The 21,336-nt window shown below is 64.7% G+C and carries 13 protein-coding genes; 2 read left to right on the forward strand and 11 right to left on the reverse strand.

What is annotated here, in order from left to right:
- Positions 1-20 precede the first annotated feature (20 nt).
- The 10 genes from C8N34_RS19860 to xdhA all read right to left on the reverse strand — a co-directional run bounded on the left by C8N34_RS19860 (position 21) and on the right by xdhA (position 12,712).
- Entirely contained in the window at positions 21-647 is a 627-nt protein-coding gene (locus C8N34_RS19860; protein WP_054303991.1) for a DUF938 domain-containing protein, read from the reverse strand.
- Entirely contained in the window at positions 644-1,720 is a 1,077-nt protein-coding gene (locus tag C8N34_RS19865) for an NAD(P)/FAD-dependent oxidoreductase (RefSeq protein ID WP_108130222.1), read from the reverse strand. The genes C8N34_RS19860 and C8N34_RS19865 overlap by 4 nt, the downstream gene beginning before the upstream one ends.
- Before the next feature lie 60 nt (positions 1,721-1,780).
- Positions 1,781-3,064: an NAD(P)/FAD-dependent oxidoreductase gene (locus C8N34_RS19870; protein ID WP_108130223.1), complete on the reverse strand. Its 1,284-nt coding sequence runs from the start codon at positions 3,062-3,064 to the stop codon at positions 1,781-1,783.
- A 142-nt stretch (positions 3,065-3,206) separates the two neighbouring features.
- Positions 3,207-4,292, reverse strand: a complete 1,086-nt coding sequence (locus C8N34_RS19875) for a BMP family ABC transporter substrate-binding protein (RefSeq protein WP_054303988.1) — start codon at positions 4,290-4,292, stop codon at positions 3,207-3,209.
- A gap of 52 nt (positions 4,293-4,344) precedes the next feature.
- Complete coding sequence (locus C8N34_RS19880; RefSeq protein ID WP_054303987.1) at positions 4,345-5,274, reverse strand: ABC transporter permease; 930 nt, start codon at positions 5,272-5,274, stop codon at positions 4,345-4,347.
- Positions 5,274-6,356 (reverse strand): ABC transporter permease, encoded by a 1,083-nt coding sequence (locus tag C8N34_RS19885; RefSeq protein WP_108130224.1) that lies wholly within the window; start codon positions 6,354-6,356, stop codon positions 5,274-5,276. The genes C8N34_RS19880 and C8N34_RS19885 overlap by 1 nt, the downstream gene beginning before the upstream one ends.
- A gap of 72 nt (positions 6,357-6,428) precedes the next feature.
- Complete coding sequence (locus C8N34_RS19890) at positions 6,429-7,970, reverse strand: ABC transporter ATP-binding protein (protein ID WP_108130225.1); 1,542 nt, start codon at positions 7,968-7,970, stop codon at positions 6,429-6,431.
- Positions 7,967-8,905 carry a xanthine dehydrogenase accessory protein XdhC gene (gene xdhC, locus C8N34_RS19895; RefSeq protein WP_108130226.1) on the reverse strand — a complete coding sequence of 313 codons (939 nt, stop codon included), beginning with the start codon at positions 8,903-8,905 and terminating at the stop codon, positions 7,967-7,969. Before xdhC ends, C8N34_RS19890 begins: the two co-directional genes overlap by 4 nt.
- Complete coding sequence (xdhB, locus tag C8N34_RS19900) at positions 8,898-11,318, reverse strand: xanthine dehydrogenase molybdopterin binding subunit (protein ID WP_108130227.1); 2,421 nt, start codon at positions 11,316-11,318, stop codon at positions 8,898-8,900. Before xdhB ends, xdhC begins: the two co-directional genes overlap by 8 nt.
- Positions 11,315-12,712, reverse strand: coding sequence for a xanthine dehydrogenase small subunit (xdhA, locus tag C8N34_RS19905; RefSeq protein WP_108130228.1), 1,398 nt, complete (start codon positions 12,710-12,712; stop codon positions 11,315-11,317). The genes xdhB and xdhA overlap by 4 nt, the downstream gene beginning before the upstream one ends.
- 211 nt (positions 12,713-12,923) lie before the next feature.
- Here xdhA and dnaE point away from each other — a divergent pair, with 211 nt between their 5' ends.
- Both dnaE and C8N34_RS19915 read left to right on the forward strand, forming a co-directional pair.
- Positions 12,924-16,430 carry a DNA polymerase III subunit alpha gene (gene dnaE, locus C8N34_RS19910; RefSeq protein WP_108130229.1) on the forward strand — a complete coding sequence of 1,169 codons (3,507 nt, stop codon included), beginning with the start codon at positions 12,924-12,926 and terminating at the stop codon, positions 16,428-16,430.
- Between the two features lie 27 nt (positions 16,431-16,457).
- Entirely contained in the window at positions 16,458-17,996 is a 1,539-nt protein-coding gene (locus C8N34_RS19915; RefSeq protein ID WP_108130230.1) for a phospholipase D family protein, read from the forward strand.
- Between the two features lie 70 nt (positions 17,997-18,066).
- Here C8N34_RS19915 and C8N34_RS19920 read toward each other — a convergent pair whose 3' ends face one another.
- On the reverse strand, positions 18,067-21,171 hold the full coding sequence (locus C8N34_RS19920) for a calcium-binding protein (RefSeq protein ID WP_108130231.1): 3,105 nt from the start codon (positions 21,169-21,171) through the stop codon (positions 18,067-18,069).
- Between the last annotated feature and the right edge of the window lie 165 nt (positions 21,172-21,336).

The raw sequence follows: 21,336 nt of genomic DNA on the forward strand, positions 1-21,336 counted from the left end.
GGGCCGCGCCTTGACACATATCAAATCATGAATGTGACAAGTGCCAGATTGTTCGCGGGCATTTCATGCCATTGCAGATCATGGCCGTGGCTGCGCAACTGATCTGCCACCCAGCCGAGATCCTTGTATCCGATGGCCGGATCCTGCGCGCGCAGCGAAGCATGGAAGGCTGCGTCGCCGGGGCTGGTGGTCTGGCCTTCGCGCAGGAAGGGGCCGTAGATCACCAGACGCGGCGCCACCGCAGCAAGGCCCGCCAGCACCGCTGCGGCCTGTGTATCGGAGATCAGGTGCAACAGGTTCACAACCAGCGCCGCATCGAAGCGGCCCATGTCCCGGTGCCAGCCGGGCCGTCCGGCATCCAACACAAGGGGCGGCGCGATGCGGTCCTGCCCGGCCGACCAGGCGCGGATCGAGGTCAGGTTCTCCGGGTTCAGATCGCTGGGCTGCCAGTGCCAGCCGGGAAGGCCATCGCTGAAGGCACGGGCGTGCTGGCCGGTGCCGGAGGCAAGCTCCAGCATCCGGCCTTCGGGCGGCAGCACCTGTTGCAGCAGCGCAAGGATCGGCCCCGCGTTGCGCACGGCGGAAGGCGCGTGGCGGCGCCCCTCGGCATCGGTATCCGCGCCGCTGTCGGGCAGGCGCAGGCTCATGCGAAGCGTGTGGGCGAAAGGCGCGCGGCCAGATCGGCCCCGACATCCGGCGCGGTGCCACCCAGCAGCGCCGCCACCAGCCGCGCGGCGGCGGGCGAGGTCTGGAAACCGTAGCCACCCTGCCCCGCCAGCCAGAAAAAGGCGGGCTCCGCCGGGTCCGGCCCAATGACCGGCACCCGGTCGGGCGAGAAGGTGCGCAGGCCCGCCCAGTTGGCCAGTGGCCGGGTCACGGGCTCGGTCACCATCTCCTCATACCGGGCCAGTCCTTCGGCCAGAACCATGTCATCAGCCCAGGCATCCTGCGGTGCCAGCGGGTCTTCCTCGGCCGGTGAGACGATCAGCGCCCCGGCATCAGGCTTGGCATACCAGCTTTCACCGCAGCCAAACAGCATCGGCCAGCGCGAGATGTCACGCGCGCCGGGTGCCGCGATCCGCGCCATCGACCGGCGCAGAGGCGTGAAGCCCGGATCACGCAGACCCGCCATTCCCGCCACCTGCCCGACCCAGGCGCCTGCGGCATTGATCAAGACGCGCGCGGCAATCTCGCCCATCGCGGTGGTCACATGCCACAACCCGCCCGCGCGACGGAGAGCGCTGACCGGGCTGGAGGTGCGCAACTCGCCACCCCCCGCCTTCAGGCGGCGGATATGGCCCTGGATCAGCAGATCGGTGTCGATGTCCCAGGCATGGCTCGCGGTGGCCGCGAAGGCCACGGTCGCCGGGTTAAGGATCGGCACGATACCGCACGCCGCCTCGACCCCGATTTCCTCAAGCTGAAAGCCCGCCAGATCACGGTCGAAAGTGGCGCGCTGATCCGCCTTTGCCAGAATCATCAGCCCGCGTTCCGACAGGATGCCCGGCAGCGCACGGAATGCCGCTTCCGACGCCAGCGACAGCTCCGCCACCGGCGGCAGGCCATAGCGCGGTTCATAAAGTGCTGCGGAGCGGCCAGAGGCGTGATGCGCAGGATGCGCCTCGCGTTCCAGCACCAGAACCGAGCCAAGCGCCGCCAGCTCGGCGGCTACGGAAAGACCGGCGATCCCGGCCCCGATGATCAGGAAATCATATGTCATGGGGGCGCAGAGTAACCGCCCGTCCGGTAAAGAAAAGGGGGCTTGAAGCCCCCCTTTCGGTCAGCCTTTCTGTGGCGCCTTCAGCTTGTCGATACCCAACATCTTCATCGCGGCTTTTTCGTAATAGGGCTCTGACGTGCCCTTGCGCAGCTTGCGGATGAAGTATTTCTCGAAACCGATCTTGGCCAGATGCACCCATTTGCCACTGGAGGACCAATTGACGTTGCGCGGCGGGATCTGCGGCTGCGCAACAAAGGCAATGCCACTGTCACCGAAATCGGCCAGACATACGGCATTCCAGGTGCCAACCTGATCCGGCTCTTTCCCGCGCACCAGATTGCCGATGTTATGCGCCGTCGCCGTCACCATACTTTCGATCATGAATCCGGTCTTGGGCACGCCACAGGGCACCGGCGTCGGCCCCATCGGCGGGATGGCGACGCAAACACCGACGGCAAAGACATTGGGGAATTTCGGGTTGCGCTGATACTTGTCGACGATGGTGAAGCCACGCGGGTTGCTCAGCCCCTCGATCCCCGAAACCGCCGAGATGCCGCGGAAGGCGGGCAGCATCATGGCAAAGCCGAAGGGCATGTCCTTCTCGGCCTTCACGCTGCCATCGTCGGCGATTTCCTCGACGATCATCTTGCCGTCCTCGACCTTCTTCACCCGCGAGGAGGTCATCCATTTGACGTGCTTGCCGCGCATCTCGGATTCCAGCAAACCCTTGGTGTCGCCCACCCCGTCCAGCCCCAGATGCCCGACATAGGGTTCCGGGGTGATGAAGGTCATCGGCACCTGATCGCGGATCTTGCGGCGGCGCAGTTCGGTTTCAAGGATGAACAGAAACTCATAGGCCGGACCGAAGCAACTTGCCCCCTGCGCGGCGCCGACGATGATCGGGGCGGGGTTCTTGCAGAATTCCTCGAACCGTTCGCGCGCCTTCAGCGCGTGATCGACGTGGCAGACCGACTGCGTATGCCCCTCGGGGCCAAATCCCTCGATCTCGTCAAAGGCAAGCTCGGGGCCGGTGGCGATGACCAGATAGTCATAGCTGATCGAAGTGCCGTCGATCAGGTCGACGCGGTTTTCCTGCGGATGCACCTTCTCGGCGGCGACGGGTTTGAAGGCAATCCCCTTCTTCGCCATGGTCGGGGCGAGATCGACCGTGATGTCATCCCGTTCGCGCCAGCCCACCGCGATCCAGGGGTTCGAGGGCACGAAGTGATAGGTCGGCTCTTTGGTGATCACGGTCACGGTATCTTCCGGCCGGATCTGATCTTTCAATTCGTAAGCCATGATGGCGCCGCCAAGTCCCGCGCCCAGAACGACGATATGAGCCATGCCTGACTTCCTCCCGATTTGCATGCTGGCGTATACAACATATAATCATATATGAATTTGACAAATAAAAACTTCGGCGCGCCAGACAAAAGGCCCGCCAGAACGGCGGGCCTTTCCGGGTCTTTTCGTCGCAGGGGCGCGATTACTTCGGAATATCGCCCTTGATGCCCTCGACATAGAAGCCCATGCCCAGCAAGTCGCCATCCGGCGCGGTCTGCCCTTCGGCCAGCCAGGCAGAGCCGTCCTGCTTGTTGATCGGGCCGGTGAACGGATGGTAGGTGCCCGCCGCGATATCGTCGCGCAGCTTTTCGGCCTCGGCCTTCACATCAGCTGGAATCGCATCGGTGATCTCGCCAATCTGCACCTCGCCGCCGGCGATGCCTTCCCAGGCATCCTGCTGTTCATAGGTGCCATCCATCAGCGCGCCAACGCGCTTGACGTAATAGGGCGCCCAGTTGTCGATGATCGACGACACGCGCGGGCTGGGCTTGTATTCGGTCATGTCCGAAGCCTGACCGAAGCCGATGACCTTGCCGCCTGCCTTGGCAGCCTCGGCCAGCGGCGCGGTGGAATCGGTGTGGCTGGCAATGACATCCACGCCCTGCTCGATCATCGCCTTGGCGGCATCGGCCTCTTTCGCCGGGTCGAACCAGGTGAAGGCCCAGACAACGGTCAGTTCGACATCCGGATTCACCTTCTTGGCATGCAGGTAATAGCTGTTGATACCCATGATCACTTCGGGGATCGGGAACGAGCCGATATAGCCGATCTTGTTGGTTTTGGTCATCCGGCCCGCGATGACGCCCTGCACCGCCCGGCCTTCATAGAAACGCGCGTTGTAGGTCGAGACATTGGGCGATTCCCGCTTGAAGCCGGTGGCATGTTCGAACTTCACGTTCGGGAATTTCTTCGCCACCGCATTGGTCGGGTCCATATAGCCGAACGAGGTGGTGAAGATGATGTCGCAGCCACCCAGCGCCATCTGGGTCAGCACACGCTCGGCATCCGCGCCTTCGGGCACGTTTTCCTGCCAGGCGATTTCCACCTTGTCACCATAGGCTTCCTGCACGGCAAGCGCACCCTGATGGTGCTGATAGGTCCAGCCGCCGTCGCCGATCGGGCCGACATAGACGAAGCAGGCCTTGGTCTTGTCCTGAGCGGAGGCCGCGCCGCCGAAGGCCAGCGAAAGGCCCAGCGCCGCCGTGGCAAGAAGATGTCTGCGGTTCATTCGGTTGCTCCCTGTAGCATCGGGCATTGCGCCCGGGTTGATCGTGGCCGGCTCAACGCGCGGCGTGGAAATTCTGACCAAGGCTCGCCGGCGCGTTCAGCGCCGCCCGGCCCCGGCCCGAGGACATGATGACCAGCACGAGAATGGTTATCAGATAAGGCGACATCGACAAGTATTCGACCGGAATGCCTGAACCCGCCGCCTGAAGATTGAGCTGGAGCACCGTGATGCCGCCGAAAAGCCAGGCCCCCAGCAGCACGCGCCACGGACGCCAGCTCGCGAAGACCACGATGGCCAGGGCGATCCAGCCCGCGCCCGCGGTGATACCGTCGGTCCACTGCGGCACGCGCACGAGGCTGATATAAGCGCCGCCCAGACCCGCCATGGCACCGCCGAACAGGATGGCCAGCACCCGGATGCGCCGCACCTTGTAGCCCAGCGCATGTGCCGCTTCGTGGCTTTCGCCCACGGCGCGCAGAATCAGCCCGCCCCGCGCATTGCGCAGGAATATCCAGACTGCCGCCACCGCCAGAACCGACAGATAGACCAGCGGGTCATGGCCAAAGATCACCCGGCCGAAGAACGGGATGTCGGCCAGCGGCCCGAAGGGCACGGCGCCGGTATGCGGCGGTTTGATCCCCACATAGCCCTGCCCCAGCAGCGACGACAGCCCCAGCCCGAACAGCGTCAGCGCCAGACCCGAGGCCACCTGATTGGCCTGCATGACCTGCGTCAGCAGCGCGAAGAGCAGGCTCAGCCCGGCCCCTCCCGCCGCCCCGCCCAGAAAGCCCAGCGCCGGGCTGCCGGTGACGACGGCGGTGATGAAGCCGCAGACCGCGCCCATGATCATCATCCCCTCGACCCCGAGGTTCAGAACGCCCGCCTTCTCCACCACCAGCTCGCCGGTAGCCGCCAGAAGGATCGGCACCGAAGCCACCATCAGCGAGGCGATCAGCAGGGCAGGATCAATACCTCCGAACATCAGCGCACCTCCTTGCGGGCGGGAACGATACGGAAATTGGTCAAGAGGTCACAGGCCAGCAGGAAGAACAGAAGCATTCCCTGAAACGCCTGAATGGCTGCCGACGGCAGGCCAAGGTTGGTCGAGGCCATCTCGCCGCCGATATAGGTCAGCGCCATCAACAGCCCCGCGAACAGGATACCCACGGGGTTCAGCCGTCCGAGGAAGGCCACGATGATCGCGGTGAAGCCGTAGTTCGAATTGAAGTCGATGCTGATCTGCCCGGCCGGGCCGGTGACCTCGAACATCCCCGCCAGACCGGCCAGCGCCCCGGCTATGCCCAGACACATGACGACAAGACGCTTCGGGCTGACACCCGCAAAACGCGCGGCACGCGGGGCCTGCCCGGCCAGCTTGATCTGGAAGCCAAGGATATGGCGCTGCAACAGCACATAGGCCGCGACCACAGCTCCCAGTGCCGCGACCCCGCCCCAATGCAGGCCGGTGCCCGCGATCAGTTCGGGGTTGGCCGCCGCCGGATAGCTGCTGAAATTGCGGCTGCCGGGGAAACCCGCGCCGTCGGGGTTGCGCAGAAAGCCGGTGGAAGCCATGGCCAGCACGGTTTCCGCCACATAGACCAGCATCAGCGAGACAAGGATCTCGTTGGTATTGAACCTTGTCTTCAGGATGGCCGGGATCATCGCCCAGACCCAGCCACCAAAGGCCCCCGCCAGCACCATCACCGGGAAGATCAGCCAGCTTTCGGTCGGATAGGCTGCAAGGCCCACGGCCGCGCCGCAGATCGCGCCCATGATATACTGGCCCTCGGCGCCGATGTTCCAGATCCCGGCGCGGAAGCCAAGGCTCAGCCCCACCGCAATCAGGATCAGCGGCCCGGCCTTCACCAGAAGCTGCCCGCGCAGATACCAGGCGAATTCACCGAACAGCGGGTCCCAGAAGATCGTGCGGATCGCCTCGAACGGGTTCTTGCCCAAAGCGGCGAACATCAGGCTGCCCGCCATCATGGTCAGCGCTACCGCCAGAACCGGCGTGGCCCGGCCCCAGAAGACCGAAGGCGAAGGCCGCTTTTCCAGCTTCAGCATGCGCTGCCCTCCGTCCCCGCGCAAATTCCTTCAAAGGAATTTGCAATTTTCTTGCAAGAAAATTGCCCGCTCTCAGCCCGCATGATGCGCCACCTCCATCCCGTGCGCGCCGCCCATCATCAGGCCGATCTCGTCGATGGTCAGGCCCTGCACCGGACGCGGCTTCGTCAGCCGCCCCTCGTTCAGAGCCGCGAAACTGTCCGCGATTTCCAGCAGTTCATCCAGATCCTGACTGATGACCACGACCGCCGCGCCGCCTGCGGCACAATCAAGGATCGCCTGCCGGATCGCCGCCGCCGCCGCCGCATCCACCCCCCAGGTGGGCTGGTTTATCACGATGACCTCGGGGCTTTGCAGAAGCTCCCGCCCGACGACGAACTTTTGCAGGTTGCCCCCCGACAGCGCCCGCGCCGCAACATGGGTGCCGGGGGTGCGCACATCGAAACTTTCGATGATCTTCTCGGCAAAAGCCTCGGTGCCGCGCCAGTCGATGAAACCGCGTGCTGTCAGCCCCTGCCGCACCGCGCCCGACAACAGCGCGTTTTCCGTCAGCGTCATATTGGGCGCCGCCGCATGGCCCAGCCGTTCCTCGGGGGCGGAAACCAGCCCCGCCCGACGCCGGTCCGTCGGTCCAAGATCCCCGACGGGCTTGCCATGAATGCGCACCCGGTCCGGTGCCACCCGCAATTCGCCATTCAGTGCCAGCAGCAATTCGTCCTGCCCGTTGCCCGCAACCCCGGCGATGCCCAGCACCTCGCCCCGCGCCACGGTGAAGCTGATCGCCTTCAGGCTGGTGCCGAAGGGGATGGGCGAGGCGACCGACAGGTCGCTGACACCCAGCGCCACTTCGCCCTTTTCCGTCGCGCGCCGCTCCGGCGGGGTCAGCGTTGCACCCACCATCATCTCGGCCATTTCGCGCGCCGTGCTGTCGCGCGGAATGCAGGCACCGACCACCTTACCCCGCCGCAGTACCGTCGCCCGGTCGCAAAGCGTGCGGATTTCCTCAAGCTTGTGCGAGATATAAAGGATCGAGGTGCCCTCGGACCGCAATTGCCGGAGCGTCTGGAACAGAATCTCCACCTCCTGCGGCGTGAGAACACTCGTCGGTTCATCCATGATCAGCAGCTTCGGCGATTGCAGCAGGCAACGAATGATCTCAACGCGCTGCCGCTCACCCGCCGAAAGGTCGCCCACCATGCGCGACGGATCCAGCGGCAGGCCATATTCCTCGCTGACAGCGCGGATGCGCGCGGCAAGTTCACGCATCGGCGGCGGGGTTTCCATGCCCAGCGCCACATTTTCCGCCACGTTCAGCGCCTCGAACAGCGAAAAATGCTGGAATACCATCGCGATACCCGAAGCCCGAGCCGCACTGGGCTGCGAGGGCGCAAACGGCGCCCCGCGCCAGATCATCCGCCCTGCATCGGGCTTCACCAGCCCGTAGATCATCTTGACCAGCGTGGATTTCCCGGCGCCATTCTCGCCCAGAAGCGCATGGACCTCGCCTTCGGCAATGGCGAAGCTCACGTCGCTGTTCGCCACCACCCCGGGATAGGCCTTGGTCACGCCCTCGATGCGCAGCAGATCGCCCGCGCCGGTTTCAGCTGCCGTCATCCCGCCATCCCCCTGCGCTTCCCCTGTTCGCCGGCGCCTTTCAGCAGCGCGCTTGCCATGCCTATTGCTATGGCTTGCGGATGCTTGCCAAGGCTCTTGTCGCCTATCGGACAGGCAATCCGTTGAATTTCCGTATGCAAATGCCCCAGATCGTGCAGTCGTGCCCGGAATCGCGCCGCTTTCGTCGCTGATCCGATCACCCCCAACGAGGCGAAACCATGCGCCAGAATGCGGTGACACAGTTCCAGATCCAGCGCATGCGAATAGGTCAGCACCAGATGCGCCGCGTCGCGCGGGGCATGGGCGACCAGCAGCGCCGGATCTGCCACCGGCACCGCCGTCACCCCTTCGGGAATCGTGGCCGGAAAACGCTCGGGCGCGGTATCGACCCAGGTGATCGCCAGGTCGGGCAGCGGCGCCAGAACCGACACCAGCGCCCGCCCGACATGCCCGGCGCCCCAGATCCACAAGGGCCGCGCCGGAACCGCCACCGGCTCGACAAACCAGCCCTGCACCAGTTGCGGCGCCGGGGTCACGCCGCTGCCGCGCTGCGCCGCCAGCAGCCGCTTCACTGCCAGAGGCATCGCGCTATCGGTTGCAGCGGGGCGGGCAAAAACCCCGTCCGGCAAGGCATCACCCGGCGTGAACCGCTCAAACAGCAGCGCCACGGCGCCGCCGCAGCACTGCCCGATTGCAGGCCCCAGCGGCCAGCGACCAAAGCGCCGCGCCCCGGCACCCGCCAGCATCTCCCCGGCGATGCCGGTTGCCAGATGTTCCAACGCGCCGCCGCCGATGGTGCCCGCCTGCCCGCCGCGCCAGACCAGCATCGCGGCGCCAACCTCACGCGGGCTGGAGCCCTTCACCTCGGCGATGACCACCCGCACCACGGTTCCCTGTGCGGCCAGCGCCGCCTGAAGCTCCGCGCGGTCAAACATCGCCCACCTGCCGCCGCACCGCCGCCAGCACCCGCTCTGCCGTGGCGGGCGCATCAAGCGCCGGATAGGCGGACCCGTCGCCACAGGCTGCTACCGCATCCGACAGCGCCATCAAGGCCGAAATCCCCAGCATGAAGGGCGGCTCGCCCACAGCCTTGGACCGGCCCACCGTCTCCTCCCGGTTGGGGCGGTTCCACAGCGCGACATTGAAGACCGGCGGGCGATCAGAACAGGCCGGGATCTTGTAGGTGGAGGGCGCATGCGTCATCAGCCGCCCCTTGCCATCCCAGACCAGTTCCTCGGTCGTCAGCCAGCCCGCGCCCTGCACATAGGCGCCTTCCACCTGGCCGATATCAATCGCCGGGTTCAGGCTGGCCCCGGTGTCATGCAGGATATCGGTGCGCAGAATGCGGTTCTCGCCGGTCAGCGTGTCGATCACCACCTCGGTCACCGCCGCGCCATAGGCGAAATAGAGGAACGGCCTCCCCTGCCCCTTCACCCGGTCCCATTGCAGTTTGGGTGTGGCATAGAAACCGGTCGCCGATAGCGAGACGCGCGCCTGATAGGCCCATGCCGCCACCTGCGCTAAGGGGAAAGCCTCCCCCGCCACCCGCACCATGCCGCCCTCGAACCGCACCTGCGCAGGCTCCACCCCGAACTTGCCGGCCATGAACGCCGCCATCCGGTCACGGATCGTCAGACAGGCGGCCTGCGCCGCCATCCCGTTCATGTCGCTGCCGGAAGAGGCCGCCGTGGCCGAGGTATTGGGCACCTTCGCCGTATCCGTCGCGGTGATCTTCACTGCCGCCACATCCACGCCGAATACGCTCGCCGCCACCTGCGCAACCTTCAGGAACAGCCCCTGCCCCATCTCGGTGCCACCATGGTTCAACCGGATCGAACCATCCTGATAGACATGCACCAAAGCCCCGGCCTGATTGAGCCAGGTGAGCGTGAAGGAAATCCCGAACTTCACCGGCGTCAGCGCGATGCCGCGTTTCAACACCGGCGATCCCGCGTTCCACCGCGCGATCTCGGCCCGCCGCGCGGCGTAATCCGAGGTGCGCTCCAGCTCGTCCAACATGGCTCGCAGACAGAAATCCTCGACCGGCATGCCGTAAGGTGTGGCCTGCACCACCGCTTTCGGAGAATGGGTCCCGCCATAGCGATGCCCCGTCCCCGGATTTTCGGCCCTGAACACCCCCGCCGTCATTTTCTGTCGGGAAATATCCTCGGGGGGGCCGGGGGGGGCAGACAGCCCCCCCTCCGCAGCCTCCGCATAGAAATTCCGCCGCCGCACCGCGACCGGGTCCAGCTTCAGCGCATGGGCGACGTGATCCACCACCCGCTCGATCCCCACCACGCCCTGCGGCCCGCCGAAACCACGATAGGCGGTGTTCGACTGGGTATTGGTGCGCAGCCGGTGGCTTTCGATACGGATATTTTCAAGGAAATAGGCGTTATCCGCATGCAGCATCGCCCGATCAGCGACCGGCAGGCTCAGATCCTGGCTCCAGCCGCAGCGGAACAGATGGGTGAACTCCACCCCCAGGATCCGCCCCGTCGCGTCAAACCCGGCGCGATAGCCGATCTTCAGGTCATGCCGCTTGCCGGTGATGACCATGTCGTCATCGCGGTCATAGCGCATCTTGCAGGGGCGCCCCGTCGCATGCGCCGCCATGGCGCAGGCGATGGCGAGGTGATTGCCCTGGCTTTCCTTGCCGCCAAAGCCGCCGCCCATGCGGCGCACTTCGACCCGTACCGCGCTCATCGGCAGATGCAGGGCATGCGCGACCTTGTGCTGGATCTCGGTCGGGTGCTGGGTGGAACTGTGGACCACCATATCTCCGCCCTCTTGCGGCAGGGCCGCCGCGACCTGGCCTTCCAGATAGAAATGCTCCTGCCCGCCGACCTCGAACTGCCCTTCGACCACCTGCGGCGCCTTGCCGATCGCCGCAGCCGCATCGCCCCGCGCCCAGATGACCGGGCCCTGTTCAAACCGGCTGTTCGCCGCTAGCGCATCCTCGACCGTCAGCAGCGCCGGGCGTTCGTCATAGCTGATCCTGCCCAGGCGTGCAGCCTTGCGCGCCGCCAGATGGCTTTCGGCCACCACCAGAAACACCGGCTGGCCGACATAATGCACCTCACTCGTGGCCAGAAGCGGCTCGTCGCCCAGCGAGGGCGAGCAATCCGGCATCTCTGGCCAGTCTTCGGCGGAAAACACCGCGATCACGCCGGGGGCGGTCCGGACCGCCGACAGGTCCATCGCGGTGATCGCACCATGGGCGCAGGTCGAAAGGCCGAAGGCCAGATGCAGCGCATCCGCAGGCAGCGGGATGTCATCGGTGTAGCGCGCGGCCCCGGTCACATGCAGGGCGGCGGCATCATGCGGAAGCGGTTTGCCGATGCTCATGCCCGCACCTCCAGCACATCAACGCCTGCGCCGCTGGCCTCGTGCCAGTAGCGGAGCGCCATATTGCCCGCCGTCTCCAGCCGGTAGGCAGCACTGGCGCGCATGTCGCTGAGCGGCGTGAAATCCTGCGCGGCGGCGGCGCGGGCAGCCTCGAAGGCCGCACGGGTGAAGGGCTGTCCGATCAGCGTCGCCTCCATCGCGGTCGCGCGTTTGGGGATACCCGCCATGCCGCCAAAGGCAATGCGGGCGCCCGTGATAGTGCAGCCCGCAACGGTGAGGTTGAAGGCGCCCAGCACGGCGGAAATATCCTGATCGAAGCGTTTCGACAGTTTCCAGACCCGCAGCCCCGGCGCAGTGGCGGGGATGGTAATGGCTTCAACGAATTCGCCGGGCTGGCGATCCTGCTTGCGGTAATCGAGGAAGAAATCTTCCAGCGCCATCTCGCGCCGCGCGGTGCCCCCGCGCAGATGCAGGGTCGCGCCCAGTGCGATCAGCGCGGGCGGGCCGTCCCCGATGGGCGAGCCATTGGCGATATTGCCGCCGATGGTCGCGGCATTCCTCACCTGTTCGCTGGCGTAGCGGGTCAGCATGGCGGCAAAGGCCGGATGCGGCCCGGCCATGGCGGCGCGCAGGTCGGTCAGGGTGACCCCCGCGCCGATGCGGATGAAGTCGCCCTGCGCCTCGATCCGCTGCATTTCAGCGATGCCGTTCAGGAAGGCGACCTGCGGCAGGCCACGCAACTGTTTGGTCACCCAGAGGCCGACATCGGTCGCGCCTGCGACCAGCGTCGCGTCGGGGTGGGCGGCATACCAGTCAGCGAGTTCATCGGTGGTTTCGGGGCGGAAAGCGCCGGGGGCTGTCTGCCCCCGGACCCCCGAGGATATTTGTGCCAAGATGAAAGCGCGGTCGTCTTCCATCCATGCCGGAAGTGGCTGGCCCTCGGCCGCCTCGGCCGCACGGATGATCGGGGCGTAGCCGGTGCAGCGGCAGAGGTTGCCCGCCAGAACCACATCGTGATCCTTGCGGCCCTGCGCATGGGCAGCAGCCATCGAGGCGATGAAGCCCGGTGTGCAGAAGCCGCACTGGCTGCCATGATGATCAACCATGGCCTGTTGCACGGGGTGCAGCGTGCCGTCGGGCGCGGCAATGGCCTCGACCGTGCGCACCGCCTTGCCGTGCAGTTGCGGCAGGAACAGGATGCAGGCATTCAGCGCGCGCGGCCCATGTTCATCGGTCACGATCACCGTGCAGGCGCCGCAATCACCTTCATTGCAGCCTTCCTTGGTGCCGGTCAGGCCCCGATCCTCGCGCAGATATTGCAAAAGGGTGCGCGTCGGGCTGGTTTCACCCAGGCGCACCGGCGTTCCGTTCAGCAGAAACGCTACTCCGGTCATCGGTCGTCCCGCCGCGTTACCCCCTTGGCCCGGTTATTCCCCTCCGATGCGGCGTAAGAGGGGCAGCCTTGTTCTGGTTCTTTATAGATGACCCCAAGGGCCCGTCGTCTGGCAAGCATTACTTTTTTGTGTTTTCCGAAAGCAGTTGCAAGAAATGCCGAAGAATGTGGCACCCTTTCCGGCCGGACGCCGACAGGCTAGGCTATCGGGCATGAGCGATCCAGTCCGATTCATCCATCTGCGTGTCCATACCGAATATTCGCTGCTGGAAGGCGCGGTGCCGGTGAAAAAGCTTGTGGGGCTTTGTGCCGCGCAGAACATGCCTGCGGTGGCGGTGACCGACAGCAATGCCATGTTCGCCGCGCTGGAGTTTTCCACCATTGCGAGCGGCGTCGGGGTGCAACCCATCGTCGGCTGTCAGGTCAGTCTTGCCTATGAGACGCCCGCGCCCGGGGAAAAGCCGAAGGCGCCTGCTCCCGTCGTGCTGCTGGCGCAGGACGAGACGGGATACGGCAATCTGATGAAGCTGAACTCCTGCCTTTACCTCGATCAGGGCGGGCAGTTGCCGCAGGTGACGCTGGCGGATCTGGAGGCGCATGCGGCGGGGCTGATCTGTCTGACCGGCGGCGCCGAGGGGCCTTTGGGCAAGATCCTGCAAACCGGCAACCGGGGCCGGGCCGAGGCTTTGGCGGACCGGCTGGCCGCGATCTATCCGGGGCGGCTTTATGTCGAATTGCAGCGCCACCCCGGCGAAGGCGGGCGGCTGATGGCAGCCGAAGCTGCGACCGAGCGTGGCTTTGTCGAGATCGCCTATGACAAGGGCCTGCCGCTGGTCGCCACCAATGACGTCTATTTCCCGAAATCCGAGATGTACGAGGCGCATGACGCGCTGATCTGCATTGCGGAAGGCGCCTATGTCGATCAGGCAGAGCCGCGCCGGCGGCTGACGCCGCAGCATTACTTCAAGTCCGAAGCCGAAATGTGCGCGCTGTTCGCCGATCTGCCCGAGGCGTTGGAGAATACCGTCGAGATTGCAAAGCGCTGCGCCTTCAAGGCCGCGAAACGGGCACCGATCCTGCCTCGCTTCGCCGATGACGAGGTGGAGGAACTGCGCCGTCAGGCCTGGGCGGGCCTGAAGGCGCGGCTTGACGTGATCCCCCATGCCGCGCCGGTCGAGGAATACGAGGCACGGCTGCAATTCGAGCTCGACATCATCGAGCGGATGAAGTTCCCCGGCTATTTCCTCATCGTGGCCGATTTCATCAAATGGGCCAAGGCGCATGCCATCCCGGTCGGTCCGGGGCGGGGGTCGGGTGCAGGCTCTCTGGTAGCCTATGCGCTGACCATCACCGACCTTGACCCGCTGCGTTATGCGCTGCTGTTCGAACGCTTCCTGAACCCGGAACGGGTGTCGATGCCGGACTTCGACATCGACTTTTGCATGGACCGCCGCGAAGAGGTGATCCGCTATGTGCAGGAACGCTATGGCCGCGACAAGGTGGGGCAGATCATCACCTTCGGCGCGCTTCTGTCAAAGGCCGCCGTGCGCGATGTGGGCCGCGTCTTGCAGATGCCTTACGGGCAGGTGGACCGGCTGTCGAAGATGATTCCGGTCGAGGGGGTGAAGCCGGTCAGCATCCAGAAGGCGCTGGCGGACGAGCCACGCCTGCGCGAGGCGGCCAAGGCCGAGGAGGTGGTGAAGCGCCTGCTGGATTACGGCATGCAGATCGAGGGCTTGCTGCGCAACGCCTCCACTCACGCCGCCGGTGTTGTGATCGGCGACCGGCCGCTGGATGCGCTGGTGCCGCTGTATCAGGACCCGCGGTCGGACATGCCCGCCACCCAGTTCAACATGAAATGGGTGGAAGCCGCCGGTCTGGTGAAGTTCGACTTTCTGGGTCTGAAAACCCTGACGGTGATCCAGAATGCCATCGACCTGATCCTTGGCACCGGGCGACAGTTGCATGAGGCGCCGGACGGTACGCGGCTATACGAGCCGAAGCCGGGGGCCGAGAATGACATCGGCCATATCCCGCTCGATGACAAGGCGACCTACGACCTCTATTCGCAGGCCAAGACGGTTGCGGTGTTCCAGGTCGAAAGCTCGGGCATGATGGATGCGCTGCGGCGCATGAAACCCACCTGCATCGAGGATATCGTGGCGCTGGTGGCGCTGTATCGTCCCGGCCCGATGGAAAACATCCCGGTCTATTGCGAGGTGAAGCACGGGTTGCGCCCGCTGGAAAGCCTGCATCCGACCATCGACCCGATCCTCGCCGAAACCCAGGGCATCATCGTCTATCAGGAACAGGTGATGCAGATCGCACAGGTCATGGCGGGCTACAGCCTCGGCGGCGCTGATCTTCTGCGCCGCGCCATGGGCAAGAAGATCGCCGAGGAGATGGCCAAGGAGCGCCCCAAATTCATCGACGGCGCCAAAGCGACCCACAACATCGACGCGAAGAAAGCCGGTGAGGTCTTTGACCTTCTGGAGAAATTCGCCAATTACGGCTTCAACAAATCCCACGCCGCCGCTTATGCCGTGGTCAGCTATCAGACGGGTTGGCTGAAGGCCAATCACCCTGTCGAATTCATGGCTGGCGTGATGAACTGCGATATCCATCTGACCGACAAGCTGGCTGTCTACAAACGCGAGCTGGACAAGCTGTCGATCCCGGTGGTGCCGCCCTGCGTGAACCGCAGCCTTGCCACCTTCAGCGTGACAGGCGGCAAGGTGGTCTATGCGCTTGGCGCGCTGAAGAATGTGGGCGTCGATGCGATGGGCCTGATCGTTGCGGCGCGGCGCGGACCGAACGGCGCGGACAAACCCTTTGCCACGATCTTCGATTTCGCCCGCCGCGTGGATCTGAAGCGCGTGGGCAAGCGCCCGCTGGAGATGATGGCGCGGGCGGGCTGTTTCGACATGCTGGACCCGAACCGCGCGCGGGTGTTCGACGGGCTGGACGGGCTGGTCGCCTATTCGGCAGCGATCCACGAAGCCAAGACCTCGGCCCAGGTGTCGCTGTTCGGCGAGGCAGGATCGGACATCCCCGAACCGCGCATGGCCAACCGCAATGACTGGCTCCCGGTCGAACGGCTCGCGCAGGAACATCAGGCCATCGGCTTTTACCTGTCCGGTCACCCGCTGGATGATTACATGGGTCCGCTGAAGCGCAAGAAGGTGCTGACGCTGGCCGAACTGACGCTGGCTTGCGAAAATGGCCCGGTGGCGGCCAAGATCGCGGGGTCCGTTTCCTCGAAACAGGAACGCAAATCGGCCAAGGGCAATCGCTTCGCCTTTGTGCAACTGTCTGATCCGACGGGGCTTTACGAGGTCACGGTGTTTTCCGACACGCTGGAACAATGCCGCGATCATCTGGAACCCGGCATGAATGTCGTCCTGACGGTCGAGGCCAATCTGGAAGGCGACACGCTGAAGCTGCTGGCGCGTTCGGCCCAGCCGATCGACAGCGTGGCGGCGGAAGCCGGTGGGACCAATCTGCGCATCCATCTGAATCAGGCCGAGGCGGTGGCCTCGGTCGCGGCCCTGTTCGCGCGGGTCGAGGCCGGGCGCTCCAGGGGCCAGATCACCCTGACCGTGGCCGATGCCGAGGGGCGCGAGATCGACCTGACGCTGCCGCAGCTTTACCCGGTTTCACCGCAGATCAAGGGCGCGATCAAGGCGATGCAGGGCGTGGTCATGGTGGAAGAGGTCTGAGCGGCCTCGCCAAAGCCGGAGGGGACGATGGGAATATTGCGGTTCGTGGTCAAGCTGGCGCTGGCCTGCGCCGCGCTTGTCCTGCTGGCGCGGCTCGCTTTTCCGCTGCCCGCGCTGGACGGACGCAGCGAAAGCCGCGCCCTGCCCGCCGATCCGGCCAGCCCGCTGGCTGCGGCGCTGCTGCCTGATGCCAGCGCGCATCCGGGCCTGACCGGCATCCGCCCGCTGCATCACGGCGCCGAGGCCTATGCCGCCCGGATGCTGCTGGCCCGCGCCGCCACCCGCAGCATCGACGCCCGCTATTACATCTGGCAACGCGATCTGACCGGGCTGCCGCTGCTGGACGAATTGCGCGCTGCGGCCGAACGCGGGGTGCGCGTCCGGCTTCTGGTGGATGACAACGGCACACCTGATCTGGATACCGAACTTTCGGCGCTGAACGCCCTGCCGATGGCAGAGGTACGCATCTTCAATCCATTCACGCTGCGCAGTCCCCGGCTGCTGTCCTATGCCTTTGACTTTCCGCGCCTGAACCGGCGCATGCACAACAAGAGCTTCACCGTCGATGGCGTCGCCACCATCATCGGCGGGCGCAACATCGGCGATATTTATTTCTCGCGCGCGGCAGATACCCAGTATTCCGATTTCGACCTGCTGGCGTCAGGTGCCATCCTGCCCGAGGTCGATGCCGATTTCGATGCCTACTGGAACAGCGGCTCGGCCTATCCGCACGAGGCGCTGGTCACACCACCCAAGGATGCAGCGGCACGCTTTGCCTCGGCTGTGGCGACCGCGCGCGCGGCGCCTGATGCGGCAGACTACAACGCCGCGCTGCGGGACACCCGTCTGGTCGGAGATCTGCTGGCCGGACGGCAGTTCCTGGACTGGGTGCCGGTGCAGATGGTGTCTGACGACCCGGCCAAGGGGCTGGGCCCGGTGGCCCCCGAGGCGCTGATGATCGGCCGGCTGGCCGCGATCCTCGGGGCGGCGGAACAGCGGCTGGATCTGGCCTCGGCCTATTTCGTGCCCGGCCAGCGCGGGGTTGAGGTGCTGACCGGCCTTGCAGCACGGGGCGTGAAGGTCCGCGCGCTGACCAATTCGCTGGAGGCAACGGATGTCCTGCCGGTCCATGCCTCTTATGCCAAATATCGCAAGGCCCTGCTGGAAGGCGGAGTCGAAGTGTTCGAGCTGAAACGCAGCCCCGCCTCGGCCGAAAGCGTCGAACAGCTTGGCCTGCTGGGCAGTTCGGGTGCCAGCCTGCACGCCAAGACTTTCACGCTCGACGGCGACCGGGTCTTTGTCGGTTCGTTCAACTTCGATCCGCGCTCGGTTTTTCTGAATTGCGAGATGGGCTTCCTGATCCGCAGCCCGGCGCTGGCCGCTGCGATGAGCCAGAGCTTCGACAGCAATCTGGGCGATACCGCCTGGCGCGTGACCGAAGGCCCCGAAGGGCTGGTCTGGTCCGATGGCCACGGGCAGGCCCTGACCGACGAACCGGGCAGCAGCCTGCCCCGGCGTATCGCATTGACGCTGATCGGCCTGCTGCCGATTGAATGGATGATGTAGCAAAGAAAAAGCCGCGCGAGAGAGGGGATCCCCGCGCGGCTTTCATCGCCCGTAAAGCTGTGTCAGCCGCTCAGAACAACTCGAAGTCGTTCATCGTCAGTGTGCTGACACCGCGCAACTGGGCAATGAACTCGGCTTCGGCCACATCGCCCTTGCCGTCGGGATCGAACCAGAGCCGCCCGTTATCGGTTTCGAACAGGATGGTCGGGCCCGTTGTCTTGGCGACAGGATTGGCCCCGGTCACCAGCTCGAATGCGGGTTTTTCAAAGGCATAGATCCCGAAGGCATAGCCCTGAATGCCCAGCTTGTCAGAGCCGCGCGTGAAATCGGTGATGATATCGCCCTGATTGCCGTCGCGGTTGAGAATGAACATGTCATTTCCGGCACCGCCGGTCAGCCAGTCGTCGCCGGTGCCACCGTCCAGCGTGTCATTGCCCGCGCGTCCATCCAGCGTATCATCGCCGTAACCACCGTTGAAGTAGTTGGCTTTGCTGTCCCCGCTCAGCCGGTCCTCGTTGAAGCTGCCGTGAACGCGCTCGATGTTCTTGACGGTCAGGCCTTTGGCCAGCCCGTCATTCTGCGACTGCTTGGCCAGGTCGAGGATGACGCTGCCGTAGTAGCCCGAGAACTGGAGCGTATCGGTTCCGGCGCCGCCGTCGAACACGTCCTTGCCGGTCATGTCGCTGCGCCACAGCGTATCATCGCCGTCGCCGCCGTACAGCTTGTCGTTCCCGGCGCCATCGGTCAGCGTGTCGGTGCCGCCCCGGCCCACCAGCGTATCATTGCCGTTGTAGCCGTTCAGGATGTCCACGCCCTCGCCGCCGGTCACGTTGTCCTTGCCGGCGCTGCCGTAATATTGCAGCGCCTCGAAACCCGAGATTTTCGTCGCGGCATCAAGCTTTTGCGTGGCTTTCCCGATGTTGAGCGAGAAATTCCCGGTCTCGCTGGTCAGGTAAAGGACCAGCGTGTCGAACCCGCTGCCGCCGATGGCGGTGGCGCCCAGACCCATCGTGATGACATCATTGTCGGCGCCGCCGTCCAGCACATCGCCGGTTTCCCGCGCGCCCGTGACGCTGCCGCCGGTAAGATAATCCATCCCCGAGCCGCCGTAGAGCTTGTCGACACCCGCCCCGGCGTCCAGCCGGTCACTGCCGGCGCCGCCGTACAGCTTGTCATTGCCTTCGCCGCCGCTCATCGTATCGCCATTTGCACCGCCGGTCAGGACATCATTGCCCGAACCCGAGGTGATATTGACCGTCTCGAACCCGGTTACCTTGATACGGCCGTCCAGCAGCGATTTCGTCTTGCGGATGTTGAAGATGATGTCGTCGGTCTGGTCCCCCAGAGACAGGCCGATAGTATCCACACCGGAGCCACCGTCCGCCACCATCCGCCCAAGGCCATCGACCCGCATCGTCAGTTGCAGGTTGTCATCCCCGGCGCCCAGCTTGACGCTGCCGCCGATCGCATATTCCTCGATCGTCGGATAGTATTCGGACAGCGCCACATAATCGTTGCCACCACCGGCGTCGATCTTGTTGGTGCCGTAATTGTCGTTGATCCAGTCGTTGCCGTCGCCGCCGATGAGCGTGTCATTGCCCTCGCCGCCGTCCAGATTGTCGTCGCCTGCCCCGCCGTTCAGGCTGTCGTTTCCGGCATCGCCGCGCAGGTAGTCGAACGAATTCTTGGTGCCGGAAAGCGTGTCATTTCCGGCGCCGCCGCTCAGGTTGACCGATTCCAGCGCGCCGACCTTGACGAACTTGTCATTGCCCGAGCCGAAGCTGGCGCTGACCGTCTCGATCCCCTTGAACACCGAACCGCCGGTCAGTGTGCCGTTCTTGCCGGTGAAGGCCATCACCAGATCACGGGTGTCGGTATAGTTGCCCATCGACAGCGTATCGCGCCCGGCGCCGCCATCCACGGTATCCTTTTCGGCGGAATCGACGGCAAGGAAGTCATCGCCCGCGCCGCCATAGATCTTGTCGTTGCCACCGTAGGCATAGATGAAATCGTTGCCACTGCCCGAATTCAGAACATCACTGCCCGAGGTCGCATACAGCGTGTCATTGCCGCCCAGCGTGGTGAACTTCAGGCCCTGCCCCTGATTGGAGGCCTGCAGGTTGTAGTTCTCGAACCCCGAATATTTCGTGCCCCCCGGCAGGGTCACGGTCTTGCCCGATGCCTTGGCGGTGAAATTGTCCGTCACCTGTTCGAGGATCAGCGTGTCGCTCCCTGCCCCGCCGATCAGCGTGTCACGGTCGGCACCATAGCGCAGGCTCACAGTGTCATCGCCTGCCCCGGCGTTGATCAGGTCGTTGCCCTCATCACGGTAGAAGACGTCGTTACCCGCGCCGCCATACATCGAGTCATTGCCCAGCCCGCCATCGAACGTGTCGTTCGAAATGCCGCCGGTCATCTTGTCGTTGCCCTCGCCACCGTACAGCCAGCCCGCAAGCCCGCCATTCAGCGTATCGTTGCCAGCGCCGCCATCCAGGAGGTTGGCCCCCTGCTGGCCATCAAGCCGGTCGTTGCCTTCGCCGCCGCGCAGCGTGTCATTGCCCATGCCACCCAGCAACGTGTCGTTGCCAAGCCCGCCTTCAAGCGAGTCATTGCCACCGGCGCCATTCAGACGGTCATGACCGTCGCCGCCATACAGGAAGTCATAGAACATCCCGCCGGTGATCTTGTCGTTCTGCGACGTGCCGGTGATGTTGAACACATCGACCCATGTCACGGATACCCCGCCGGTCAGCGTCTGGGTCTTGATCCAGTCCCCGATGGTCAGCGAGACTTTGCTGCCGCGCGACGAGTAATCAAGATACATCCAGTCGAGGCCCGAGCCGCCATCGATGACATCTCCGGCGTAATCCGAAATCGGCTGACCATACCCGCCGATCGTATCCGATCCGCTGCCCCCGAAGATGCGGTCCTTGCCCGCGCCGCCGGTCAGGATGTCTCCGGCGCTGTCGCCGTAAATCACATCATTGCCCGCCTCGCCGTTCACCACATCGGTGGCAAAGCCGCCATAGACGGTATCGTTGTCATCGCCCGCCAGGATGTTGTCGTTGCCGAAGCCGCCGAACACCTTGTCGTTGCCCGCATAGGCAAGGATCTGATCGGACTCGTCCGTTCCGTAAATCGTGTTTTTCTTGTCGTCGCCGGGCAGGTAGGCCATGGTCAAACCCCGATTGAAAATTTTCTCTGATATGCCGCATCTCGCAAGGTAAACACATCCCCTGTTCAGGGGATATGCCCCGGAAAGGCCGCGCAAAAGCCAAAGTCCGGGTTCAGCGGGTTGCAGGGTGTCTTTCCTGCGCTATGGTCTGAAACGGGGACAGGC

The sequence above is a fragment of the Gemmobacter caeni genome (genome assembly GCF_003054195.1).
GTDB lineage: Bacteria > Pseudomonadota > Alphaproteobacteria > Rhodobacterales > Rhodobacteraceae > Gemmobacter > Gemmobacter caeni.

Bases quoted from the DNA above. Each gene is read 5' to 3' on its own strand.
- C8N34_RS19860 (WP_054303991.1), bottom strand. From the start codon at position 647: ATGAGCCTGCGCCTGCCCGACAGCGGCGCGGATACCGATGCCGAGGGG.
- C8N34_RS19865 (WP_108130222.1), bottom strand. From the start codon at position 1,720: ATGACATATGATTTCCTGATCATCGGGGCCGGGATCGCCGGTCTTTCC.
- C8N34_RS19870 (WP_108130223.1), bottom strand. From the start codon at position 3,064: ATGGCTCATATCGTCGTTCTGGGCGCGGGACTTGGCGGCGCCATCATG.
- C8N34_RS19875 (WP_054303988.1), bottom strand. From the start codon at position 4,292: ATGAACCGCAGACATCTTCTTGCCACGGCGGCGCTGGGCCTTTCGCTG.
- C8N34_RS19880 (WP_054303987.1), bottom strand. From the start codon at position 5,274: ATGTTCGGAGGTATTGATCCTGCCCTGCTGATCGCCTCGCTGATGGTG.
- C8N34_RS19885 (WP_108130224.1), bottom strand. From the start codon at position 6,356: ATGCTGAAGCTGGAAAAGCGGCCTTCGCCTTCGGTCTTCTGGGGCCGG.
- C8N34_RS19890 (WP_108130225.1), bottom strand. From the start codon at position 7,970: ATGACGGCAGCTGAAACCGGCGCGGGCGATCTGCTGCGCATCGAGGGC.
- xdhC (WP_108130226.1), bottom strand. From the start codon at position 8,905: ATGTTTGACCGCGCGGAGCTTCAGGCGGCGCTGGCCGCACAGGGAACC.
- xdhB (WP_108130227.1), bottom strand. From the start codon at position 11,318: ATGAGCATCGGCAAACCGCTTCCGCATGATGCCGCCGCCCTGCATGTG.
- xdhA (WP_108130228.1), bottom strand. From the start codon at position 12,712: ATGACCGGAGTAGCGTTTCTGCTGAACGGAACGCCGGTGCGCCTGGGT.
- dnaE (WP_108130229.1), top strand. From the start codon at position 12,924: ATGAGCGATCCAGTCCGATTCATCCATCTGCGTGTCCATACCGAATAT.
- C8N34_RS19915 (WP_108130230.1), top strand. From the start codon at position 16,458: ATGGGAATATTGCGGTTCGTGGTCAAGCTGGCGCTGGCCTGCGCCGCG.
- C8N34_RS19920 (WP_108130231.1), bottom strand. From the start codon at position 21,171: ATGGCCTACCTGCCCGGCGACGACAAGAAAAACACGATTTACGGAACG.